Source organism: Paenibacillus glucanolyticus (genome assembly GCF_037333485.1).
Classification (GTDB): Bacteria; Bacillota; Bacilli; order Paenibacillales; family Paenibacillaceae; genus Paenibacillus_AQ; species Paenibacillus_AQ glucanolyticus.
This window is the reverse complement of sequence record NZ_CP147845.1, coordinates 4,375,514-4,396,438: the sequence shown is the minus strand read 5'-3', so window position 1 is coordinate 4,396,438 and position 20,925 is coordinate 4,375,514. Positions and strand designations below refer to the sequence as shown.

Genomic DNA, 20,925 nt, shown 5'->3' with positions numbered 1-20,925 from the left:
GGAGAGATAAGGATGACAGCAGCAACGATTATTAGCGGTAAACAGATTTCCGAGGAAATTCGCAAGGGGATTGCGTTAGAAGTAGAACAATTGTCCAAGCAGAATGTACGTCCTGGTTTGGCTGTTGTACTTGTAGGTGATGATCCGGCTTCGCATGTTTACGTTCGTAACAAGGAAAAGGCATGTCAGGATCTGGGTTATTATTCGGAGGTGCATCGGCTATCCGCGGATTCCAGCCAAGAAGAAGTGCTGGCGCTGGTGGACAAGCTTAATGCCCAGGATTCCATTCACGGGATTCTGGTTCAGCTGCCTCTGCCCAAACACATCCATGAGAAAGCTGTCATCGATGCAATCTCGGTGGAGAAGGACGTGGATGGTTTCCATCCGGTTAATGTGGGTAACCTCGTAATAGGCGATGACAGCTTGCTTCCATGTACTCCAGCAGGTGTGATTGAAATGATTAAACGAACCGGCATAGAGATTGCGGGCAAGCATGCCGTTGTAATCGGCAGATCCAATATTGTGGGCAAGCCGGTGTCCCTCCTGCTTCAGCGGGAGAATGCCACGGTTACGATGTGTCATTCCAGAACTGCCAACATGGCCGAAATTGCTCGTCAAGCGGATATTCTGGTCGTCGCGATCGGCAGAGCCAATATGATCGATGCCAGCTATGTGAAACCTGGAGCCGTTGTCATCGATGTCGGGATGAATCGCCTGGAGAACGGAAAGCTTGCCGGGGACGTTGATTTCGAGAGCGTGAAGCAAGTGTCCGGCCCTATTACCCCGGTTCCTGGAGGCGTAGGCCCCATGACCATCACGATGCTGATGCAGAATACCTTGTTAGCCGCCAAAAGGCTGAATGGGTTGGCCTAATATGAAATCGGCAGATCCAGGACGCGTTTTATCCGTAAAGGATTTAAACCGTTATATCCGTATGAAAATGGAAGGCGACTCGCGGCTCTCAGATGTTTGGATCCGAGGTGAAATTTCGAATTTCACCCATCATTCCAGCGGTCATATGTACTTCACCCTCAAAGATGAAGGAAGTCGGATTCGTGCAATTATGTTTGCCACCCACAATCAGAGACTTCCCTTTATTCCGAAGGAAGGCTCGCGGGTCATAGCTCGTGGAAACGTGTCGGTTTACGAACGGGATGGGCAGTACCAGTTCTATGCTGTTCAAATGCAGCCGGATGGTATCGGCAGTTTGTATTTGGCATATGAACAGTTGAAAGCCAAGCTGGAGGAGGAAGGTTTGTTTGCGGCTGATCGCAAGCGCCCCCTGCCGCTTTATCCCAAGACGATTGGCGTCATTACCTCGCCGACGGGAGCCGCTGTTCGGGATGTTATGATTACCATTAGAAGGCGGTACCCTCAAGCGAGAACCATATTGTATCCCGTTCTGGTCCAAGGAAAAGGAGCAGCTCCTTCGATTGTTAAAGCGATTCGGACAATGAATGACATGGCTGAGGCAGACGTACTCATTGTAGGACGCGGCGGTGGATCGCTTGAAGAATTGTGGGCATTTAACGAGGAGATCGTAGCAAGAGCCATTTATGAATCGGACATTCCTGTCATATCGGCCGTTGGTCATGAGACGGATTTTACGATCGCCGATTTTGTTGCCGATCTTCGGGCAGCTACGCCAACTGCTGCAGCGGAGCTTGCGGTACCAAGCAGCGCAGAATTGAAGGGGCAGCTTGTTCAGAGACAGCGGCAGCTGAATCAGGGGCTTCAGCAGCGCCTGAAGCGGAGCCGTGAGCGTTTAGCTTCACTTCAGCGCTCTCCCGTCCTTGTTCACCCTCGCCGATACATGCTGCAGCATGCTGAGCGGTTGGACATGCTGTCACAGCGGCTGCACGGGAATTTGAAATCGCAGCTATCCCTGAGCCGTCAGCGGCAAAAATCACTGCATCAGGGGTTGATTCGGTACAATCCGCGCACGCAAGCGGAGTTTGCGGCGCGAAGGAAAGATCAGGCTAACCGCCAGTTAATGAATGCGATGCAGTCCATCATGAAATCCAGGCTGTCACAGCTTCAAACCGAAATGCGGCATCTCGATGCACTCAGTCCGCTTAAGATTATGTCCAGAGGGTATAGTCTGGTGTATGACGAGAAAGAGCAGAGACTCGTGAAGTCTTTAGAGGATGTGCAGTTGGGCGATTTGGTTAATGTGAGGGTCAGTGATGGACAGCTGCAGTGTCAAGTATGGGGAATGAAGGAGGATGAAGGGCATGGCGAATGAAACCGTGGAGATCAGTTTTGAAGAGGCAATGGCTCAGCTTGAGACCATTGTAGAGCAATTGGAAGATGGAGACGTACCTCTGGAGAAGGCCATCGATTTATTTCAACAGGGCATGAAGCTGTCGCAGATGTGCAGCCAAAAGCTGGAGCAGGTTGAGCAGAAGATCGAAATGATTGTTGAAGAAGGCGGGGAACTTAAGCGCAAGCCCTTTGGCGGGACGCTGGAGGAGACAGGTGAACTGGGTGAATAATAGACAACCGATCAATCAATATATGAATGAAATTTGTGACAGGCTTGATAGTGAGCTTACGAATCTTTTTCCCCCAAGTTGGAAAGTTCCTGAAACCCTTCACAAGTCCATGTCGTATTCTTTAATGGCAGGCGGAAAGCGTATGCGTCCGCTGCTTGTGATTGCTGCCTGCGAAGCGGGGGGCGGATCACGCGATGCCGCAATTCCGGTGGCATGTGCTGTTGAGATGGTCCATACATATTCGCTCGTACACGATGATCTGCCAGCGATGGATGATGACGATTACCGCCGAGGCAAACCGACAAATCACAAGGTATTTGGTGAGGCCAGTGCTATTTTGGCTGGTGACGCCTTGCTGACCCACGCTTTCTATAGCATAATTCAGGCTTCCAGACAGTTTGGCGTTCCGGCAGAACGCGTGCTGTCGATTGTGGAGGATCTTGCTGAGTATGCAGGGCCTCGGGGAATGGTAGGAGGCCAGGTTGCCGACATGGAGGGTGAACAAGGGTTGACGACGCTGGAGCAGCTGGAGTATATCCATCTGCACAAGACCAGTGATTTGATCATGTTCTCACTCATGGCAGGCGGGCATATCGCCGGATGCACGGAAGCCCAGATTGAGTCGCTTCGGACTTTTGGACACCACATCGGGCTTGCTTTTCAGATTCAGGATGATATTCTGGATCTGGTCGGGGATGAGTCCAAGCTTGGGAAGCCGGTACAGAGCGATGTGAAGCAGGAAAAAGTAACTTATCCGTACTTCATCGGTTTGGACCCATCAAGGCGAGAGGTTGAACGCCTGACAGCAGAAGCCAAGAGGGTTATCACCGAGGGGAATTTCAACGATCCATCCAGACTGCTCGAGATTGCAGATTTCTTGATGGCTCGGGACCACTAAGCGTGCATTACATGCATAAGGTTTTTTTGTGATATAATGTCTATTAATGGCTGATTCACAAGTCAGCCTCAGAAACGTAAACTTAATCAAGGAAAGCGGGGAGATTCTTCGTGCTTCTTCCAAATATCAAACATCCCAAACAACTAATGAACTTATCGGTGAACGAACTCGAGGATTTAGCTGTACAAATCCGTAATTTTCTAATTGAAAAACTGTCCGTTACCGGTGGCCATCTTGCACCGAACCTGGGAGTGGTTGAACTCACGCTGGCCTTGCACTATTGCTTTGACAGCCCTCGTGACAAGATGATTTTTGACGTGGGTCATCAAGCCTATGTACACAAAATCCTGACGGGTCGGATGGATCAGTTCGACACGCTCCGCAAATACAAGGGTTTGTGCGGCTTCGTTAAGCGTTCTGAAAGCGAGCATGATGTCTGGGAAGCCGGGCACAGCAGCACTTCGCTATCAGCTGCAATGGGAATGGCTATGGCACGCGATCTGAAGGGTGAGAACAATCGGGTTATCGCCATGATCGGGGATGGCGCCCTTACCGGCGGCATGGCGTTTGAGGCTCTCAATCATATTGGCCATGAGCAGAAAAAGCTGATAGTCATTTTAAATGATAATGAAATGTCGATTGCACCCAATGTGGGTGCCATGCATAACTATTTAAGCAAAATTCGTTCAGACCGCTTTTATCTTCGCGCTAAAGACGAAGTGGAGATGGTGCTGAAGAAGATTCCTGCTATCGGCGGGAAATTGGCAAAGACTGCGGAGAAGATGAAGGACAGCCTCAAATACATGATGGTTCCCGGCGTTCTGTTCGAGGAGCTTGGCTTTACGTATTTGGGACCTGTGGACGGACACGATCTGAACAAGCTGATCGATACGTTAAACCAGGCTGACAACGTAGATGGACCTGTTCTGGTCCATGCGGTAACCACCAAAGGCAAGGGTTACCGTCCTGCAGAATCAGATTCTCATAAATGGCATGGTGTTTCTACTCCTTACAAGATTGAATCCGGTCAAATGCTTAAAGCTGTTGGCAACCCCATGTACACCGAAGTGTTTGGTCAAACTTTGATTGAGCTGGGTGAGCAGGACAAACGCATCGTAGCCGTTACGCCAGCGATGCCGGGCGGATCCGGCTTAATCCCGTTCAGCAAGAAATTCCCTGACCGGATGATTGACGTGGGCATCGCCGAACAGCATGCAGCAACACTGTGCGCAGCTCTAGCGATGGAGGGCATGAAGCCTGTATTTGCCGTGTATTCGACGTTTATGCAGCGCGCTTATGACCAGATCGTGCACGATATTTGCCGTCATAACGCCAACGTTATGTTTGCGATTGATCGCGCCGGCTTTGTTGGCGCTGATGGCGAAACACACCAAGGGGTATACGACGTGGCCTTTATGCGTCACATCCCGAATATCGTCATTATGATGCCGAAAGATGAGAATGAGCTTCGTCATATGATGAAAACAGCTCTCGACTATAATGAGGGTCCGATTGCATATCGTTACCCTCGGAACAACGTTCGTGGTGTCCCGATGGATACCGAACTGGTACCCATTCCTATCGGAACTTGGGAAATCGTTCGTCCGGGTGAAGGATATGCCATTTTGGCTTCGGGCCCGATGGTACAATTAGCCGAGGAAACGGCCGAGCAGCTTAAGCGGGAAGGCATTTCGGTAGAAGTCGTTAATGCCCGGTTCATTAAACCGCTCGATGGAGAGATGCTCAAGAATTTGGCAGAGACCGGTACGTCCATGCTGGTTCTAGAGGAGGTTTCCCAAGCGGGCAGTATGGGCAGTGCGGTTCTGGAGTATTTTGCAGAACAGGGAATACATGATGCAGTCGTATCCTTAATGGGCATTGAGGATCGGTTTATCGAGCATGGAAGCATTCCGCAGCAGCGTGAAGAAGTAGGGCTGACCCTGGAATCGGTGTGTCAGGAAATCCGGAAATTGAAAACCGCTCGGACCGCTGAGCTTGGCAAGAGAAGTTTTATGTCTTAGTAACGATCGGGAGTATAATATGGATTCATCTCAGAAAGAACGGATTGATGTCTTGCTCGTGGAGCAGGGATATTATGAAAGCAGGGAAAAAGCCAAAGCTGCGATTATGGCGGGACTGGTCTACGCTGGAACCGAGCGGATCGAGAAGGCCGGCATGAAAATCCCGAGGACGTCAGAACTGAAAGTCAAAGGCTCTGTTCATCCGTACGTCAGTCGTGGGGGCTTAAAGCTTGAGAAGGCGATTCGTGAATTCGATATCGATATGAAGGAGCGCACGATGCTGGATATCGGCTCTTCGACTGGCGGCTTTACGGATTGCGCACTCCAGCACGGGGCAAGTTATGTATATGCAATTGACGTTGGCTATAATCAGCTGGACTGGTCATTGCGTAACGATGAGCGCGTGTGTGTCATGGAGCGAACGAATTTCCGATATATGACACCGGAGGATTTGAAGGGCCCACAGCCTAATTTCGCAAGCATTGACGTGTCGTTTATATCCCTCCGCATTATTTTGCCACCATTGAAAATGCTGCTGGGTAAACCCGGAGATGTTGCCGCTCTGATCAAACCTCAATTTGAGGCAGGGCGGGAGAAGGTCGGTAAATCCGGCGTGGTTCGGGATCCGAAGGTTCACAAGGAAGTTCTAACGCAGGTGCTGACTTTTGCTGAAGAGATAGGGTTCAAATTGAAAAATCTTACTTTCTCACCGATTACCGGAGGGGAAGGAAATATTGAATTCCTGGCCCACTGGCGTTTAGAGCCGGAGGTTTCTGAAGTTTCGGAAGCACCGATTCAGGGAGATGGACAAGATGCTGTCCACTTGAGTCAATGGATTGACACCGTTGTAACACAAGCGGCTCATACATTTACGGGAAACTCATCGAAATGATGGGTTTCTTTTGCTGAAAAAGAGGAATTTATGTTCTCATCCGCGAATACAAAATTCGAGGTGAGAGGATGAATGAGCGTTATGATTGGTTATTAATGATATTGCTTGGTGTCGTCATTGCCTTGCTTATCGGCTATAGGCTGAATCGTTGGCTGATGTCACCATCACCGGACCGGCTGCCGGGTATCCCGATCAATGAGCGAATACCAGATCATCCAGCGATTGGGATGCTTGAAGAAGAGGGATATGATGTAGTTGGGGGTAAAGTAAAAATAAACTTATCTTTCGAAACGGGACAGAGGCCGATCCATAGTCGTCTGTTTGTCGATTATGTTGCATCCGATGACAGAGGTGAGCTGTATATGGTAAAGGTGTCGCGGGACCGAATGCCGGTCGATTGGACAGGCTCGGGCATCCGTGACCGGCTCATGCCATTTTTGCTGCTGTATCCGGAATGTGCCGGGCTGCTCTATATCGATATGAATGAACAGGTCATTCACCGTTTAGGTTTAGATTGGTCAGACGAAGAATGGATCGGCAATGATGAATACAACAGTTAATACTCAGGAGGCTCTTTATGAAGGGACAACGCCATATTAAAATCAGGGATATAATTACCCACCATGATATTGAGACACAGGATGAGCTTGTGGATGCTTTGCGTGCTGAGGGTTTTCAGGTTACACAGGCTACAATCTCACGAGATATAAAAGAACTGCTGCTCATTAAGGTGCCAACGGATGATGGGCGTTACAAATACTCCATGCCAACTGATCAGCGTTACAATCCTGTACAGAAGCTCAAAAGAGCACTGATCGATAATTTCGTATACATCGATCGTACCGGAAACCTTGTCGTCATGAAATGTTTGCCTGGAACAGCCAACTCGGTTGCGGTACTGCTGGATAATATGGAGTGGTCCCAAATTATGGGAACCATCTGCGGAGATGACACCATATTGTTAATTTGCCGTACGGAGGCCGATGGGGAACACGTTGTATCCCAGATCAATAAATTCATATCGTAAGTCAATGTCCTATATATAAGCAGGCTGTGGAGGTGTTAAGCATGTTAAACACGTTATCCATTCGTAATTTGGCAGTTGTTGAGAGTGTGGATGTGCAATTTTATCCGGGATTTCATGTCCTAACAGGGGAGACTGGGGCGGGTAAATCCATTATTATCGATGCGCTTGGGTTAATTGCAGGCGGGCGCGGTTCTGCTGAGCTGATTCGCTACGGCTGTGACAAGGCGGAGATCGAAGCCTTATTTGAGCTTCCCATTGATCATCCGGTTTGGAATACGCTGAAGGAGCTGGGTGTGGAAGCGGATCGGGAGGAACATTTGCTGATCCGAAGAGAGCTGACAGCCCAAGGGAAAAGCACGTCCCGTATTAACGGACAGCTTCTGAATCTAAGTATGCTCCGTGAAGTCGGCGAGAAACTGATTAATATCCATGGTCAGCATGAGCATCAAAGTTTGCTGCGTTCAGAGCAGCATATGAGCTTGTTGGATACGTACGGAGATAAGGTCATAGGACCTGCCAAGCGTAAATACCAGGAGCTGTACTCCGAGTTTAGTAAAGTGGAAAGAGAGCTTAGGGACCTGCAAGAGACCAGCCAAAAGGCGTATCAAATGCTGGATATGTATCGTTTTCAGCTGGAGGAAATAGCGGCAGCCGAGCTAAAAACAGGCGAAGACGAGGAACTTTCCGATGAAAGGACCAAGCTGTCCCATAGTGAGAAAATGATGGACTCCGTAGCAGGAGCATACGACCTCTTGTACGGGGCCTCGGGTCTCGAATCCGTCAGCCGGGCACTGTCGAAATTGGAAGATGTATCTGCTTATGACGAGAAGGGGTTAAAGCCGCTGGTCGAGCAGCTTCAATCTGCGTATTATCAGCTTGAGGATGCCGTATTCCAGCTTCGCGATTATCGGGACGGGATTGAATTCAATCCCGAGCGGCTTAACGACATTGAGCTTCGTTTAGAAATGATATCCGGATTACGCCGAAAATATGGGGATAATGTGGAGCAAATTCTGGAATACTACGTGAGAATTCAGCAGGAAACTGACATGCTGGAAAACAAGGACGAATTTATTCAAGCGTTGGAGCAGCGACGGGATGAGCTATTGAGCGTGCTTTTGGTTAGTGCTAAAGAGCTCAGTATTGCCCGCAAGCAGTGCGCGCAGGATTTGGCACGACAAGTGGAAGGCGAGCTGAAGGATCTTCAGATGGAGCGAACCTCTCTGGAGGTACGTTTAGAGCTGCAGGTGGATCCTAACGGATATGAATATGAAGGACATCGAGTACGGCTGACCAAACAAGGAATGGATACAGCGGAATTCCTCATATCCGCCAATCCGGGAGAACCGCTGCGTCCGCTTGCCAAGATTGCTTCAGGCGGTGAAATGTCCAGAATTATGCTGGCGATGAAGAGTATATTTGCCCGTCATGATCAAATTCCGGTCTTAATCTTTGATGAAGTCGATACGGGTGTTAGCGGCAGAGCAGCCCAATCGATTGCTGAGAAGCTGTTTTTGCTGGCCAAAACCTGTCAGGTGTTCTCCATTACGCATTTGCCTCAGGTGGCTTGTATGGCGGATCATCAGTATCTAATCGAGAAGAAACTTGAAGCCTCCAGAACGATGACCCAAGTGGAGAACCTGACGGAAGAGGGGCGTGTAAAAGAGCTTGCACGAATGCTTGGCGGAGTCGAAATCACGGAAAAGACGCTGCATCATGCCCAGGAAATGCTCAATCTGGCGGCAGCGCAAAAGGCTTCCAGAAAGGCTTTGGGTCAATGATTGACAGTTATAAAACCTTAAGGGCAGGGTAACTTAAAGGTACGCAATTGGCGACCACCTTTTCGTCAAGCGAAAGAAGAAAAAGGGAGCGTGACAGCCATTGAAGCCTAACCTCAGGAGAAAACTGCTCGGTTTCGTTCTTGCTTTCCTTCTTTGTTTCCTTGGATCTGCTGATCCTGTCCAATCTTTTGCTTCATTGCCTGATGAGCTTAGGTTGATTTCCGGTCAGCAGTCCCGCCTGGATGTTGCCATGCCCGTTCAAGCACTCGCTTCAGTAGATCGTCCGGATGTCGTGCAACTCAACGGCTCCAGCGAATCGCAGCTTCAAGTATCATTGAAGCATCCGCTGCACTTAAATCCTCAGCAAAGCGGAAAAGCTGAAGTTACACTGAAATTATTCGGTAAAATTCCTCTGAAGACTGTACATGTCAAAGTGATGCCTGAACTCAAGGTAATCCCGGGTGGTCAAACCATCGGTGTCAAAGTGAAATCCTCTGGAATTCTCGTGGTTGGTCATCACCTGGTACGCGTTCAAAACGGTGCCAAAGTGTCACCCGGAGAAGCAGCAGGTTTAAAACTTGGCGATCTGCTTACGACGATGGATGGCAAGCCGCTCAATGACGTAACTAAGGTTGCAGATCTCGTGGAGAAGGCGGGCAAAGCCAAGCGGCCACTGGATATCTCTTTTAAGCGGGGCGGTAAAGAAATGAAGACCAAGCTGAGTCCAGCTTATGACCAGGAAGATCAAAGCTGGCGCCTTGGCCTCTATATCCGTGATTCTGCCGCAGGTGTAGGCACCTTGACCTTTTATGCACCCCACCAGAAAGTCTATGGCGCCCTGGGCCATGTCATCACCGATATGAATACTCAAACCCCTATTGAGGTTGGAAGTGGCCAGATCGTTCAGTCTAACGTCACGTCCATTAGCCGTAGTGAAGAAGGCGAGCCGGGAGAAAAACGGGCAACCTTCACGAAGGACGGCAAGATTTTGGGCAACGTCGAGCGTAACACCCACTTTGGCATTTTTGGTAAAATGAATGATCTGCCGGATCACGGGCTTTATCAGGAGCCGATACCGGTTGCCATGTCTCATGAGGTTCAGGAAGGCCCAGCCGAGATTTTGACCGTTGTTGAAGGTCAGGAAGTCGAACGCTTCACAGTTGAGATTGTTCATGTGTCCAAACAGGACGCTCCGGCAACGAAAGGGCTTGTGCTGCGCATTACGGACCCAAGGCTGCTCAAGAAGACAGGCGGTATCGTACAGGGCATGAGCGGCAGTCCAATTATCCAAGACGGTAAGCTGATTGGAGCTGTAACCCACGTGTTTGTGAATGATCCCAAATCGGGATATGGATGCTTTATTGAATGGATGCTTCAGGATTCCGGTGTACTACAATCTACAGAGTCAATTCCTCAAAATCTTAAGGCAGGTTAATGCCTTGAGATTTTTTGTCGTAAAATAACGAAATACAGATTAATTTGAAACAAAATATTTAATTATAAATCAACTTCAAAAAAAAATAAAGAAAAATAATTTTCGACAGAAGGAATTTAAATAAGCATGTCGAAAACTTTAAACACAAGAAAATGTTCTAAACTAATCACTGATCTGATAAAGGAGGAGCACGAATTGCAAAAGATCGAAGTATTATTGGCAGATGACAACCGTGAGTTTACAAACCTGCTTGGTGAATACATTTCGGATCAACAAGACATGGTGGTATCCGGAATCGCTTATAATGGCGAAGAAGTATTGAACATGATTGAGGAATCAGGAAAAGCACCAGATGTGCTAATCCTTGATATTATTATGCCTCATCTGGATGGACTTGGCGTACTTGAGCGTTTACGCGATATGAACCTGTCTCCACAGCCGAAAGTCATTATGCTCACGGCATTTGGTCAGGAGAATATTACTCAGCGTGCTGTGCAATTGGGTGCCTCTTATTATATTCTGAAGCCGTTTGATATGGAGGTTCTGGCTAGCCGCATTCGCCAGCTGGTTGGATCGCCAAGCAATATCTCGTCCAGCACGCCGTTTTCAAGCATGAAATCCAATGTGGTTCCTATGGGCAAGGGCAAGAATTTGGATGCGAATATCACATCGATTATTCACGAAATTGGCGTTCCTGCTCATATCAAAGGTTACCAATATTTGCGGGAAGCGATTACTATGGTATACAACAATATCGAAATTTTGGGTGCGATAACCAAAACACTGTATCCGGCCATTGCCGAGAAGTTCAAAACAACGCCTTCCCGAGTGGAGCGTGCCATCCGTCACGCCATTGAAGTGGCCTGGACGCGCGGCAATATCGATTCCATCAGCCATCTGTTTGGTTATACGATCAACATCAGCAAATCCAAACCAACAAACAGCGAGTTCATCGCGATGGTGGCAGACAAGCTGAGAATCGAGCATAAGGTTTCTTGAAAGGGTAAGGACTAACATTGAAATCACTCCTTTATTGGTTGCGAATGAGTAACCTGTGAAGGAGTGATTTTATTTTTTTGTTAGTTTGTTTATTGAGTATACCCTTCATTAAAAAGTTACAGTATACGATAAAAAGAGAAGGGAGATAAAATGTAGGAGGTCAAAATGTACTGTAACAACTGTAAACAAGATCTACCTGTTGATGCACCGTTTTGTATTCATTGTGGGACAGCAACAAACGAAGAGGAAACAGACGTGAATAGTTCTATCGCTCTTAAATCCGTGGAAACAGGCAATCAGCGTAAGAATACGATTGGAAGTATCGTATTTTCGATCGGAATTATTGAGGTAATCTGTTCAGTGATTGTTTTCTTTATAATTGGTAAGCCAGAAATGTCATATGATGATTTTGATTATATGGTTGCTTTACCCTGGTTGATAATTGGTACCGTATCAGGTTTTTTCACAATAGCGTTTGCCGAAATTATCTTCCTGCTAAGTGAAATAAAAAATAAGATCTCCACAAAAGAAACCAGCCGTTGATTCGGCTGGTTTCTTCTCGCTATATGCTCCTCATTCTTAATGCTCGGGATCCTATCCCCCTCACAGATAATACATTTTGAACTCGATATCTTGTTCATGGTTGCCGAATTTTTTGCCGAATATCGTGGCTCCTCCAACGTGCTCCGCGTCTGGCTTTACTTCAATTCGAAAGGTCCAACGGTCACAAGTGGTATCCAGATCGTTCACAGAGACAGGGGAGAGCGGGTCGCCATCAATGTATGTGCCATGACTTGTAATCCGGATCGTTTTCAGTAGTCCATATTGGTTGATGTTGTGCGGCCACCATTCAGGTGTATATTTCCCTCGCGTATCTGCGAAATCCCCGGGGCTTGTCCACGTACCGAGTTCAATCCCATTTAATGAGAACGTAATATCCGAAGGCCAAACATCGTTGGAAAAAGGAAATTCCGACGACAGCTCCAAGCTGATCTCGAACTGCTGCAGCTTCTCGTCCTTCTGAAGAAAGTTAGCGATGTTGTACTGGATAAACCCTTCGGTAAACCATAGAATCTCTGCATCAACCCGCTTCGGATCCATAAAATACTTAGGCTCATCCACCCTTCCGATAAACTCCTTTTCAGTCGCAAGGCCGCAGGTAGGCTTCAGATCATAATCCGTGTAATGGCCGATAGGCACCGAAGCTTCATAGGAAGCAAAAGAATGAAAAATTTTTTTGGGGAAATTGATTTCGATATGATCCACTTTCAGGATTGAAATTTTTTGCTGTCCGGATTTTCCGGGGATTTTCTCCGTGCGTATAATCCCCGCATCTTCCAGTTTTTTAATATGCTTTGTCACAATCGGACTGCTAATTTGAAGTTCTTGAGCCAAATCCTTGATATTCATTTTGTTTTTGGAGAGCAGCTGAATTATCTTGATTCGAACTTCGCTGGCCAACGCCTCATAAACCACAAGCGATGACTTGTCTATTTCCAATTGCATATGACCACTTCTTTCAAAAAAGTTTTCATGAACCAAGATGAACAAAGATCATTAACTAATAAGCATCATACCATAGGCAAGGTTAACCTGTATATAAATCACCTCTTTTATAGAAACAAAATTTCGAGTATATGATTAACATAATAGTTAATTAAATATAAAATTATTATATTAGATTTATATTTAAGTTATTGACACCGCTTTCAGAGCGAGTGTATACTGAACCAAAGTTAATCGTTTCCATTTCCCTGACAGGTGAATGATTAACCAAATGATTAGTAATAGGAGGAGAGTTTGTTGAAGAAAAAAATGGGGGTTTCACTGATACTTGTATGGTTAGCCGTAGCAGTTCTAGGGGGATGTGGAAACGGAGACAAAAACACCATCACCTTCTGGACGCCTTTGACAGGTGATGACGGAGCTTACATGGATCAGCTCGTAAAGGACTATAATGCAACAAATCCCGAGTATAAAGTGAAACATGTGATTACTTCGGATATGTATACCAAGATATCCACGGTTCTGAACTCCGGCAAGGGCGTACCGGATTTGTCCATTATTCATGCCGACCGGGTGCCGAGCTTTGTGAAGCAAGGCGTACTTGAACCCATGACAACGGTTATGCAAGCGCAACCAGAACTGAAAGAAGACAATTATTTGCCACAAGCCTGGGCAACCGGAAATGTGGAGGGTACCCAATATACTGTGCCTCTCGATATTCATAGCAATGCGATGTATTACAACAAGAACCTGCTCAAAAAATACAATGTCGAAAGTTTTCTCGATGACGATGTCGTTACCATTGATGAAATATTATCCCTGCAAGGAAAGTTAGATGAAGGCGACTATGTGGTCAACGATGCATTGTTAGGCTGGGTTGTGTTGGCTCAGATTCAGAATCTGGGCGGCGGTATCGAGCAAGACGGCAAGCCGGCCGTAAACACAGAAGCCATGAAGCAGGCCCTAACCGAGATTAAGAAGATATCGGATGCGGGGTTAATGACTCCGTTCGGCGAAGACGGATACTTGATGTTCCAAGCTGGAAACGTTTTATTTTCTACAGACGGCACATGGAGTTCGACGGCACATGCCAGCGTGGAAGGATTGGATTTTGGCGTAACCAACATCTATTCGACCAGTGCAGATACATTCACGAACCGTGCCTCCTCACACTTATTCTCCATGCTGAAGAACGAGAAGAGAACGGATGAAAAAGAACAAGCCATCGGCCAGTTCCTCGAATTCATACGGGAACACTCCATAGAGTGGGCAAAGGCGGGACAGATCGTGGCCAGTAAACAAGTCATTGAGAGCCTTGATTACGACAGCTACATCCAGTCGTTCTTCACTTCTAACGATAAGGAGATCGAATCGTTGTACATCTACACCTATGAATACTATCCGTATGTGGCAGAAGCCGTAGATACCTATGCAGGGGATATCGTAAGAGGAAATGTCGATATCGACGAAACTTTGGTGACAATGCAAAAGTTTGTAGAGGATAAAATAGCTGAGGGCAATAGCGGCGCGAAATAACAGGCAGGGAATCTGAACCGAACCGATTGAAAAAAAGAAACGTGTCGTTGGATCCAAGACACATTTCTTCTCCAAAGGAGACATGAAAGGGTATGAATAAGAAGTCGTTGACGCCTTTTTTCTTTGTAGGTCCCCATCTGATTTTATTTATCGTATTTATCCTGCTGCCGACCATTTACGGGATATATGCATCGTTTACGCAATGGAATTTGATCAATGATCCCGTGTGGGTTGGGCTTGCCAACTATAAAACAATTCTGTTCAACACGGAGTCCACGTTCTATAGCCAGTTTATGAATGGTCTGAAAAACACGCTGATTTTCGTTGTGCTGAGCGTGCCTGTATTAATTATCATCCCTTTAATGATTGCTGTTTCACTTGAGCATAAAAAAGTGAAAATGAAAAATGTCATCCAGTCCATTCTCTATATACCCGGACTCATCTCGATTTCCGCGGCGGCACTTATTTGGTCATTAATATTTAATAAGCAGCTTGGAATCACGAATAATATCTTCGGTTCGGAAACCGTCTGGGCGGCAAATCAACCCTACGCTTGGCTCATTATCATTGTCATTACGGTATGGGGCGGCGTGGGTGGAAACATGATTATCTACCGCGCCTCCATAAGCGGCGTATCCAAGGATTTGTACGAATCAGCAGAAATGGACGGAGCAGGACCGGTTCGCAGGTTTTCGAGCATCACGCTGCCGTCGATTCGTTTTCCGCTGATCTATACCTTTGTTATGACAACGGCCGGAGCCTTCAACGTATTCGGTCAACCGCTCATGATGACGGACGGGGGACCAAGGCAGAGCACAACGGTATTGATGATGTACATTCGGCAGCTGGCTTTCGGTCATGGAGAATCGATTGCTGGTATGGCTTCCGCAATGGCAGTGCTGCTGGGATTAGTCATACTTGTGATCTCAGCTCTTCAATACTATGTCATGAACCGAAACGCTTCATAGATGGCAAGCCATGCTTGCAAGCAACGGAAACGATAAAGGTAGGTGTACTGTGCAATGTCGAAACCGGTATTAAATGAAACCGATATGAAGAATCCAAGGCTTGGTCCATCCGGTCCGAAGAAGGCTGCATCCCATATAAGCATCTCAAAATATATAGCTTACACATTTCTGATTGTGCTGTGTATCATATGGGCAATTCCCGTCATTTTTGGCATTACCACATCTTTTCGCTCGCAAGCTGAAGTGGTGTCCAGCGGTTTCAGATTGCTGCCCGTCAACTGGATTTTCGATAATTATGTTACCATTCTGCAGAACACGTCGACGGCCCCTATTTTACGCTGGCTGATGAACTCGGTGTTCATTGCAACCCTGCATACACTGCTGGTGATTGTGGTCATTTCACTTACTGGTTATGGATATTCACGCATGAAGTTTAAAGGCAGAGATGCATTGTTCTTTACTTTGCTGGGTATCTCCTTTTTTCCTGGCGTGGTTAATCTCATCCCGTCTTACAAAATCATCGATGCGCTGGGCTGGGTGAACACGTCATGGGCGATGATTATTCCGGGGTTGGCGGGCATGGGTAACATTTTTCTGGTTCGGCAATTTATGATGGGCGTTCCCAAGGATCTGGATGAATCGGCTCGTGTTGATGGTGCGGGAGATTTTAAAATCTATTACTCTATCATCTTGCCGCTTATGAAGCCGGTATTGATTGTGTGCGGGTTGTTTTCCTTCACAGGGTCCTGGAATGATTTTCTCTGGCCTGTCATCGTATATACGGATGTGGAGAAAATGCCGGTCACCGCAGGTCTATTGCTGCTGCAGGACATATACGGCAATTATCGCATGATCGGCCAATTAATGGGCTCTGCCATTCTAGCGATCATTCCGACGCTGCTGTTGTTCCTGTTTGCCCAGAAATACTTTGTGCAGTCTATTAACTTAAACGCCGGTATCAAGGGTTAGATAGAATACAAATAAAATAATAAGGTATAGGAGTCGTCACCATGTCTGAATTATATATAAAAAACCCCCTGATCGAGCAGCGGGCAGATCCATGGATCTATAAACATGTCGATGGTTATTATTATTTTACCGGTTCCGTCCCGGAATACGACCGCATTGTGCTACGGCGCTCGACAACGATACAAGGGCTCGCGGATTCACAAGAGGCGACGATCTGGCGCAAGCATGAATCAGGCCTGATGAGTGCCAACATATGGGCTCCTGAGCTGCATTACATCGACGGCAAATGGTATGTCTATTATGCAGCTGCCCATACTTCAGAAACAAGGGACGGGTTGTTTGATCATCGTATGTTTGTGCTGGAGAACGAGGCGGCAAACCCGCTGGATGGGGAATGGGTGGAGAAAGGCCAAGTGATTACCCGGTGGGAGTCGTTTGCCTTGGATGCAACAACGTTTGAGCATAGAGGAAACCGGTATTATGTGTGGGCTCAGAAGGATCCTGCTATTCCAGGCAACTCCAATCTGTACATTTCATTGATGGAAAACGCATGGACGCTGACAGGCGAGCAGGTCTGTATATCGATTCCCGAGTACGAATGGGAGAAGATCGGATATCTCGTAAACGAGGGGGCCGCTGTGCTTAAGCGCAACGGACGTATTTACATGACCTACTCGGCAAGCGCCACCGACCATAACTATGCGATGGGACTGCTGACGGCAGATGAGGACAGTGACCTGTTAAATCCTGACTCGTGGATGAAATCACCATCGCCTGTATTTGCTACATCGGAAGCTAACGGCCAATATGGGCCAGGGCATAACAGCTTCACCGTTTCCGAGGATGGCTCGCAGGACATCCTGGTCTACCATGCGAGAAGTTATAAGGAGATTGTGGGAGACCCCTTATACGATCCGAATCGACATACGCGGGTGCAGATTTTCCAGTGGACAGAGGATGGAATGCCGGATTTCGGGGTACCGAGAGCGGATAGTGATCTGGCATCCAGGTCATAACCTCTGCTCCTAAACCTGATTCTAATTCGTATAACAGGAGCAGCAGCTCCGTATATGCAGCAGCCAACCGACTGAGCGCCAGCTTGGTCGGTTTTTGCTTTTTGGGAAGGTGGTTACAAAGATAAAATAGGAGAAAAGAAGGAGTCTGCGATGCAGATGGAGAAAAAGGGACAGATAACGATACTACTGGTTAAGATGAATACACCGAATTTTAAACGCGATAACTTTATTTCCTGGTAAGGAGGAATTATAAATGGCAAAGATTCTAGTATTGGGCGGAACCCGTTTTTTTGGCAGAAGGCTTGTTAACCGGCTGCTGGCTAACGGAGATGCCGTTACGATTTTGACGAGGGGACAACACCAGGATTCTTTTGGAGGTGCTGTACAGAGAGTTGCCGTGGATCGCAAAGATCCGGAAAGCCTGAAGCAAGCGGTGGGGAATCAGGACTTTGACATCGTGTACGATAATATATGTTATACTCCAGAAGAAGCGGGACAAGCAGCCGATATTTTTACGGGACGGGTTGGACAATATGTGCTGACCTCCACGCTATCGGTATATGATTTTGCAGATCACCCTGTGCGGGAAGAGGACTTCGATCCTTACAGATATCCTGTCATGATGAATGCAAGCCAGGATTACAGCTACAAGGAAGGCAAGCGTCAGGCTGAGGCCGTGTTGTTTAGCCGACATAACCTGAATGTCACCGCCGTTCGATTACCGATTGTCCTGGGACCGGATGATTATACAAGAAGACTGCTCTTCCATATTGAGCATGCTGCCAGCGGAGAAGCTATTGGGTTGCCCGATCCGGATGCGGAAATATCGTTTGTGCATGCTGAGGAGGCGGCCGAGTTTCTGGAGTGGGCAGGTCAGGTTCAGTTTGAAGGACCGGTTAATGCTTGTTCCGTCGGTACAATATCAGTCAGAGAAATCATGGGCTTGATTCAGCAGGAAATTGGAAGATCGGCACCTCTTCAGACATCGGCGGCACCTGAGCATATGTCTCCTTTCGGCATTCCGGGGGATTGGACGATGGATCATGCCAAAGCGGCTACTGCCGGCTTTTCGTTTTGGGAGTTGAAGGAATGGATGCCAAAATTGATTGCTGAATTGTCTGCTGATCTGAAGGTTCGATAGTTCATTAATAGGAACGGATAGATCGTTCAAGTATGAGTAGAGTGAAATGCTCTGAGAGGGAGACAAGCATGAGTGACAAGATGGAAACCTGGAAGGCACGTATGCAAGAGGTGGAGTCGCAGGGAGGCTTATCTCCGGAAGCAGCAACGTTAATTCATGCCATGTATGAAGAACTTGAAGTTATAACGAAGCAAAACATGAATCTCCGCAAAACCGTTTTGAAGGCCACTTCCAAACAGACAAGAATGTCGAGCAAATTGAAGGATGCTTTGATGGAATAGCTGGTTCAAACAATCAAAAAAAACAAACACCGGGGATGGCTCTCCGGTGTTTGTTTCATATCGCTTGATTAACTTTTGGATGGCGTTCCTGATTTTGACGTCGGACGCTTCTTTTTGAATCTCGGGCCGACGTAATTTCGTTTGCGATCCCGGAACAGGATCCACCCGCCCAAGAAACTGATGCCGATGACAAACAGCGAAAGTCCGCCTAAAAACGGCAGCCAGCCGAAAGCGGGATTCGCCACGCTATCATCCCCATGAACGGAAATATATAGAAAAACCGCATCCTTCATCATTAAGAAACCCTTCATTGCCATGAAGCCCGGGATGACCAAAATCAAGATGGCAATAAAGCGGGAAATTAACATTTTCATAGGAGATTCCTTCCTGCGACTGATGTAAGTAACTAACGTTTATCATACCTTTTTCATATGATGATGTCTATTTCGATTATCGATTCGGATTTTGTAATCCGAAAAAAAGAGAGTACAATGATAGTGAAAACTGGACTTATTATGGAGGTGCCGTTTGTGGCTATAACTTGTGACGTAGCAATTCTTGGCGGGGGAACCGGTGGTTATGTAGCTGCCATTCGTGCTGCCCAGCTTGGCAAAAATGTGGTCATCATTGAACAGGACAAACTGGGGGGAACCTGTCTTCACCGCGGTTGTATTCCCAGCAAAGCATTGCTTCGCAGTGCTGAACTGTATGCAGAAATGAAGGATAGCGAGAGTTACGGAATCGAGACGAACGGGATTCGGCTGTCATTTGGCAACGTGCAGAAGCGTAAAGACGGCATCGTGGATAAGCTGCATCAGGGCGTCCAATATTTAATGCGTAAAAATAAAATCACCGTCATACAAGGAAAAGGGAGAGTCATCGGTCCATCGATTTTCTCCCCGCGGAGCGGTGCTGTGGCGGTTGAGCTTCCGGATGGGGAGATGGAGACGGTGGTTCCCGCCCATCTGATCATTGCGACCGGATCGCGGCCGCGTCACTTACCGGGCCTTGAGCCGGACGGCATACATGTACTGACAAGCGATCATGCACTTCAACTGGAGGAGCTTCCTTCATCCATTATGATCGTAGGGGGCGGCGTCATCGGCGTGGAATGGGCCTCCATGCTGAACGATTTTGGCGTGAAGGTGACGGTAGTAGAGGCCTCCGCTCATCTGCTGCCATCCGAAGATGAAGAAATCGGGCGAGCGCTTACGAAGATGCTTTCCGCCAGAGGCGTTGAGGTGATCACGAACATTAATCTTTTGACCGACAGCTGCGAAATCCAGGATCATAGCGTCTCCATTACGATCGAGCAAGGCGATGAGACAAGAAGGTTATCCGCGGACAAGCTGCTCCTCTCAGTCGGAAGAGTAGGCAATACCGAGAATATTGGCCTTGAGAATACCGATGTTCGGGTGGAGAACGGTGTAATAACGGTGAATGCGAATATGCAGACGACAGAGCCTCACATATATGCGATCGGAGATTGCATCGGGGGGCTTCAGCTTGCCCATGCGGCGAGTCATGAAGGCATTGCGGCCGTAAACCATCTGTCGGGCGAGAAGTCGGAGACTTTCCGCAGTGAATGGATTCCTCGCTGTGTATACACCCGTCATGAGGCGGCGAGCGTTGGTCTGACCGAGAAGCAGGCCAGAGAACGCGGGCATGAGATCAAGATTGGGAAATTCCCGTTTTCGGCGATTGGCAAATCACTGATCCATGGAACGAAGGAAGGGTTTGTTAAAGTCATTGCCGATCAGAAGACACAGGATATTCTGGGTGTGCATATGGTGGGTCCGCATGTAACGGAGCTGATTGGTCAAGCGGCATTAGCTCAAGTGCTGGATGCGACACCATGGGAAGTGGGGACGGCTGTCCATGCCCATCCGTCTTTGTCGGAAATTATAGGCGAAGCGATGCTTGCGGTGGATGGACGGGCTATTGGTTTGTAGAGATGAGT

21 protein-coding genes are annotated in these 20,925 nt (G+C 47.6%); 19 read left to right on the top strand and 2 right to left on the bottom strand.

The annotated features are described in order from the left end of the window. Nucleotides 1–12 precede the first annotated feature (12 nt). The 12 genes from folD (at nt 13) to WDY75_RS20625 (ending at nt 12,091) form a co-directional block, all read left to right on the top strand. Entirely contained in the window at nt 13–873 is an 861-nt protein-coding gene (gene folD / locus WDY75_RS20680) for a bifunctional methylenetetrahydrofolate dehydrogenase/methenyltetrahydrofolate cyclohydrolase FolD (RefSeq protein ID WP_036636766.1), read from the top strand. Between the two features lies 1 nt (nt 874). Next, nucleotides 875–2,245, top strand: a complete 1,371-nt coding sequence (gene xseA / locus WDY75_RS20675) for an exodeoxyribonuclease VII large subunit (RefSeq protein WP_063479097.1) — start codon at nt 875–877, stop codon at nt 2,243–2,245. Next, nucleotides 2,235–2,495: an exodeoxyribonuclease VII small subunit gene (gene xseB / locus WDY75_RS20670; RefSeq protein WP_063479098.1), complete on the top strand. Its 261-nt coding sequence runs from the start codon at nt 2,235–2,237 to the stop codon at nt 2,493–2,495. Before xseA ends, xseB begins: the two co-directional genes overlap by 11 nt. 22 nt (nt 2,496–2,517) lie before the next feature. Beyond that, nucleotides 2,518–3,393: a polyprenyl synthetase family protein gene (locus WDY75_RS20665; RefSeq protein ID WP_152825305.1), complete on the top strand. Its 876-nt coding sequence runs from the start codon at nt 2,518–2,520 to the stop codon at nt 3,391–3,393. Nucleotides 3,394–3,503: 110 nt separating this feature from the next. Continuing rightward, nucleotides 3,504–5,414, top strand: coding sequence for a 1-deoxy-D-xylulose-5-phosphate synthase (gene dxs, locus WDY75_RS20660; protein ID WP_063479099.1), 1,911 nt, complete (start codon nt 3,504–3,506; stop codon nt 5,412–5,414). A gap of 19 nt (nt 5,415–5,433) precedes the next feature. Beyond that, nucleotides 5,434–6,306 (top strand): TlyA family RNA methyltransferase, encoded by an 873-nt coding sequence (locus WDY75_RS20655; protein ID WP_063479100.1) that lies wholly within the window; start codon nt 5,434–5,436, stop codon nt 6,304–6,306. Nucleotides 6,307–6,374: 68 nt separating this feature from the next. Continuing rightward, on the top strand, nt 6,375–6,866 hold the full coding sequence (locus tag WDY75_RS20650; RefSeq protein ID WP_063479101.1) for a hypothetical protein: 492 nt from the start codon (nt 6,375–6,377) through the stop codon (nt 6,864–6,866). A gap of 17 nt (nt 6,867–6,883) precedes the next feature. Beyond that, nucleotides 6,884–7,333: a transcriptional regulator AhrC/ArgR gene (gene ahrC, locus WDY75_RS20645; RefSeq protein ID WP_006209381.1), complete on the top strand. Its 450-nt coding sequence runs from the start codon at nt 6,884–6,886 to the stop codon at nt 7,331–7,333. Nucleotides 7,334–7,374: 41 nt separating this feature from the next. Next, complete coding sequence (recN, locus tag WDY75_RS20640) at nt 7,375–9,114, top strand: DNA repair protein RecN (protein WP_338840695.1); 1,740 nt, start codon at nt 7,375–7,377, stop codon at nt 9,112–9,114. Between the two features lie 100 nt (nt 9,115–9,214). Further along, complete coding sequence (gene spoIVB, locus WDY75_RS20635; protein WP_063479102.1) at nt 9,215–10,549, top strand: SpoIVB peptidase; 1,335 nt, start codon at nt 9,215–9,217, stop codon at nt 10,547–10,549. Between the two features lie 195 nt (nt 10,550–10,744). Then, nucleotides 10,745–11,548, top strand: coding sequence for a sporulation transcription factor Spo0A (gene spo0A / locus WDY75_RS20630; protein ID WP_006209384.1), 804 nt, complete (start codon nt 10,745–10,747; stop codon nt 11,546–11,548). Between the two features lie 165 nt (nt 11,549–11,713). Next, nucleotides 11,714–12,091, top strand: a complete 378-nt coding sequence (locus WDY75_RS20625) for a zinc ribbon domain-containing protein (RefSeq protein WP_063479104.1) — start codon at nt 11,714–11,716, stop codon at nt 12,089–12,091. A gap of 60 nt (nt 12,092–12,151) precedes the next feature. On the opposite strand, the gene WDY75_RS20620 is transcribed toward WDY75_RS20625, so the two are convergent. After that, a complete protein-coding gene (locus WDY75_RS20620) occupies nt 12,152–13,054 on the bottom strand; it encodes an ArsR/SmtB family transcription factor (protein ID WP_006209385.1) in 903 nt (300 codons plus the stop codon). Nucleotides 13,055–13,348: 294 nt separating this feature from the next. Here WDY75_RS20620 and WDY75_RS20615 point away from each other — a divergent pair, with 294 nt between their 5' ends. The 6 genes from WDY75_RS20615 to WDY75_RS20590 all read left to right on the top strand — a co-directional run bounded on the left by WDY75_RS20615 (nt 13,349) and on the right by WDY75_RS20590 (nt 18,965). Next, nucleotides 13,349–14,590 carry an extracellular solute-binding protein gene (locus tag WDY75_RS20615; RefSeq protein ID WP_063479105.1) on the top strand — a complete coding sequence of 414 codons (1,242 nt, stop codon included), beginning with the start codon at nt 13,349–13,351 and terminating at the stop codon, nt 14,588–14,590. A 92-nt stretch (nt 14,591–14,682) separates the two neighbouring features. Then, entirely contained in the window at nt 14,683–15,558 is an 876-nt protein-coding gene (locus tag WDY75_RS20610) for a carbohydrate ABC transporter permease (RefSeq protein ID WP_063479106.1), read from the top strand. A 54-nt stretch (nt 15,559–15,612) separates the two neighbouring features. Further along, nucleotides 15,613–16,527: a carbohydrate ABC transporter permease gene (locus WDY75_RS20605; RefSeq protein ID WP_063479107.1), complete on the top strand. Its 915-nt coding sequence runs from the start codon at nt 15,613–15,615 to the stop codon at nt 16,525–16,527. 41 nt (nt 16,528–16,568) lie between these two features. Beyond that, nucleotides 16,569–17,543 (top strand): family 43 glycosylhydrolase, encoded by a 975-nt coding sequence (locus WDY75_RS20600; RefSeq protein ID WP_063479108.1) that lies wholly within the window; start codon nt 16,569–16,571, stop codon nt 17,541–17,543. A gap of 253 nt (nt 17,544–17,796) precedes the next feature. Further along, the gene (locus WDY75_RS20595) at nt 17,797–18,684 is read left to right on the top strand and encodes an NAD-dependent epimerase/dehydratase family protein (protein ID WP_063479109.1); all 888 of its coding nucleotides are present in this window, start codon (nt 17,797–17,799) and stop codon (nt 18,682–18,684) included. A gap of 68 nt (nt 18,685–18,752) precedes the next feature. After that, nucleotides 18,753–18,965, top strand: coding sequence for a hypothetical protein (locus WDY75_RS20590; protein WP_006209391.1), 213 nt, complete (start codon nt 18,753–18,755; stop codon nt 18,963–18,965). 68 nt (nt 18,966–19,033) lie between these two features. Here WDY75_RS20590 and WDY75_RS20585 read toward each other — a convergent pair whose 3' ends face one another. Next, nucleotides 19,034–19,339 (bottom strand): DUF2627 domain-containing protein, encoded by a 306-nt coding sequence (locus tag WDY75_RS20585; protein WP_063479110.1) that lies wholly within the window; start codon nt 19,337–19,339, stop codon nt 19,034–19,036. A gap of 156 nt (nt 19,340–19,495) precedes the next feature. Here WDY75_RS20585 and lpdA point away from each other — a divergent pair, with 156 nt between their 5' ends. Further along, nucleotides 19,496–20,917 carry a dihydrolipoyl dehydrogenase gene (lpdA, locus tag WDY75_RS20580; RefSeq protein ID WP_063479786.1) on the top strand — a complete coding sequence of 474 codons (1,422 nt, stop codon included), beginning with the start codon at nt 19,496–19,498 and terminating at the stop codon, nt 20,915–20,917. The last annotated feature ends 8 nt before the right edge of the window (nt 20,918–20,925 follow it).

Excerpts from the sequence above, each read along its gene's own strand:
- folD (WP_036636766.1), top strand. The coding sequence starts at position 13 with ATGACAGCAGCAACGATTATTAGCGGTAAACAGATTTCCGAGGAAATT.
- xseA (WP_063479097.1), top strand. The coding sequence starts at position 875 with ATGAAATCGGCAGATCCAGGACGCGTTTTATCCGTAAAGGATTTAAAC.
- xseB (WP_063479098.1), top strand. The coding sequence starts at position 2,235 with ATGGCGAATGAAACCGTGGAGATCAGTTTTGAAGAGGCAATGGCTCAG.
- WDY75_RS20665 (WP_152825305.1), top strand. The coding sequence starts at position 2,518 with ATGAATGAAATTTGTGACAGGCTTGATAGTGAGCTTACGAATCTTTTT.
- WDY75_RS20655 (WP_063479100.1), top strand. The coding sequence starts at position 5,434 with ATGGATTCATCTCAGAAAGAACGGATTGATGTCTTGCTCGTGGAGCAG.
- WDY75_RS20650 (WP_063479101.1), top strand. The coding sequence starts at position 6,375 with ATGAATGAGCGTTATGATTGGTTATTAATGATATTGCTTGGTGTCGTC.
- ahrC (WP_006209381.1), top strand. The coding sequence starts at position 6,884 with ATGAAGGGACAACGCCATATTAAAATCAGGGATATAATTACCCACCAT.
- recN (WP_338840695.1), top strand. The coding sequence starts at position 7,375 with ATGTTAAACACGTTATCCATTCGTAATTTGGCAGTTGTTGAGAGTGTG.
- WDY75_RS20625 (WP_063479104.1), top strand. The coding sequence starts at position 11,714 with ATGTACTGTAACAACTGTAAACAAGATCTACCTGTTGATGCACCGTTT.
- WDY75_RS20620 (WP_006209385.1), bottom strand. The coding sequence starts at position 13,054 with ATGCAATTGGAAATAGACAAGTCATCGCTTGTGGTTTATGAGGCGTTG.
- WDY75_RS20610 (WP_063479106.1), top strand. The coding sequence starts at position 14,683 with ATGAATAAGAAGTCGTTGACGCCTTTTTTCTTTGTAGGTCCCCATCTG.
- WDY75_RS20605 (WP_063479107.1), top strand. The coding sequence starts at position 15,613 with ATGTCGAAACCGGTATTAAATGAAACCGATATGAAGAATCCAAGGCTT.
- WDY75_RS20600 (WP_063479108.1), top strand. The coding sequence starts at position 16,569 with ATGTCTGAATTATATATAAAAAACCCCCTGATCGAGCAGCGGGCAGAT.
- WDY75_RS20595 (WP_063479109.1), top strand. The coding sequence starts at position 17,797 with ATGGCAAAGATTCTAGTATTGGGCGGAACCCGTTTTTTTGGCAGAAGG.
- WDY75_RS20590 (WP_006209391.1), top strand. The coding sequence starts at position 18,753 with ATGAGTGACAAGATGGAAACCTGGAAGGCACGTATGCAAGAGGTGGAG.
- WDY75_RS20585 (WP_063479110.1), bottom strand. The coding sequence starts at position 19,339 with ATGAAAATGTTAATTTCCCGCTTTATTGCCATCTTGATTTTGGTCATC.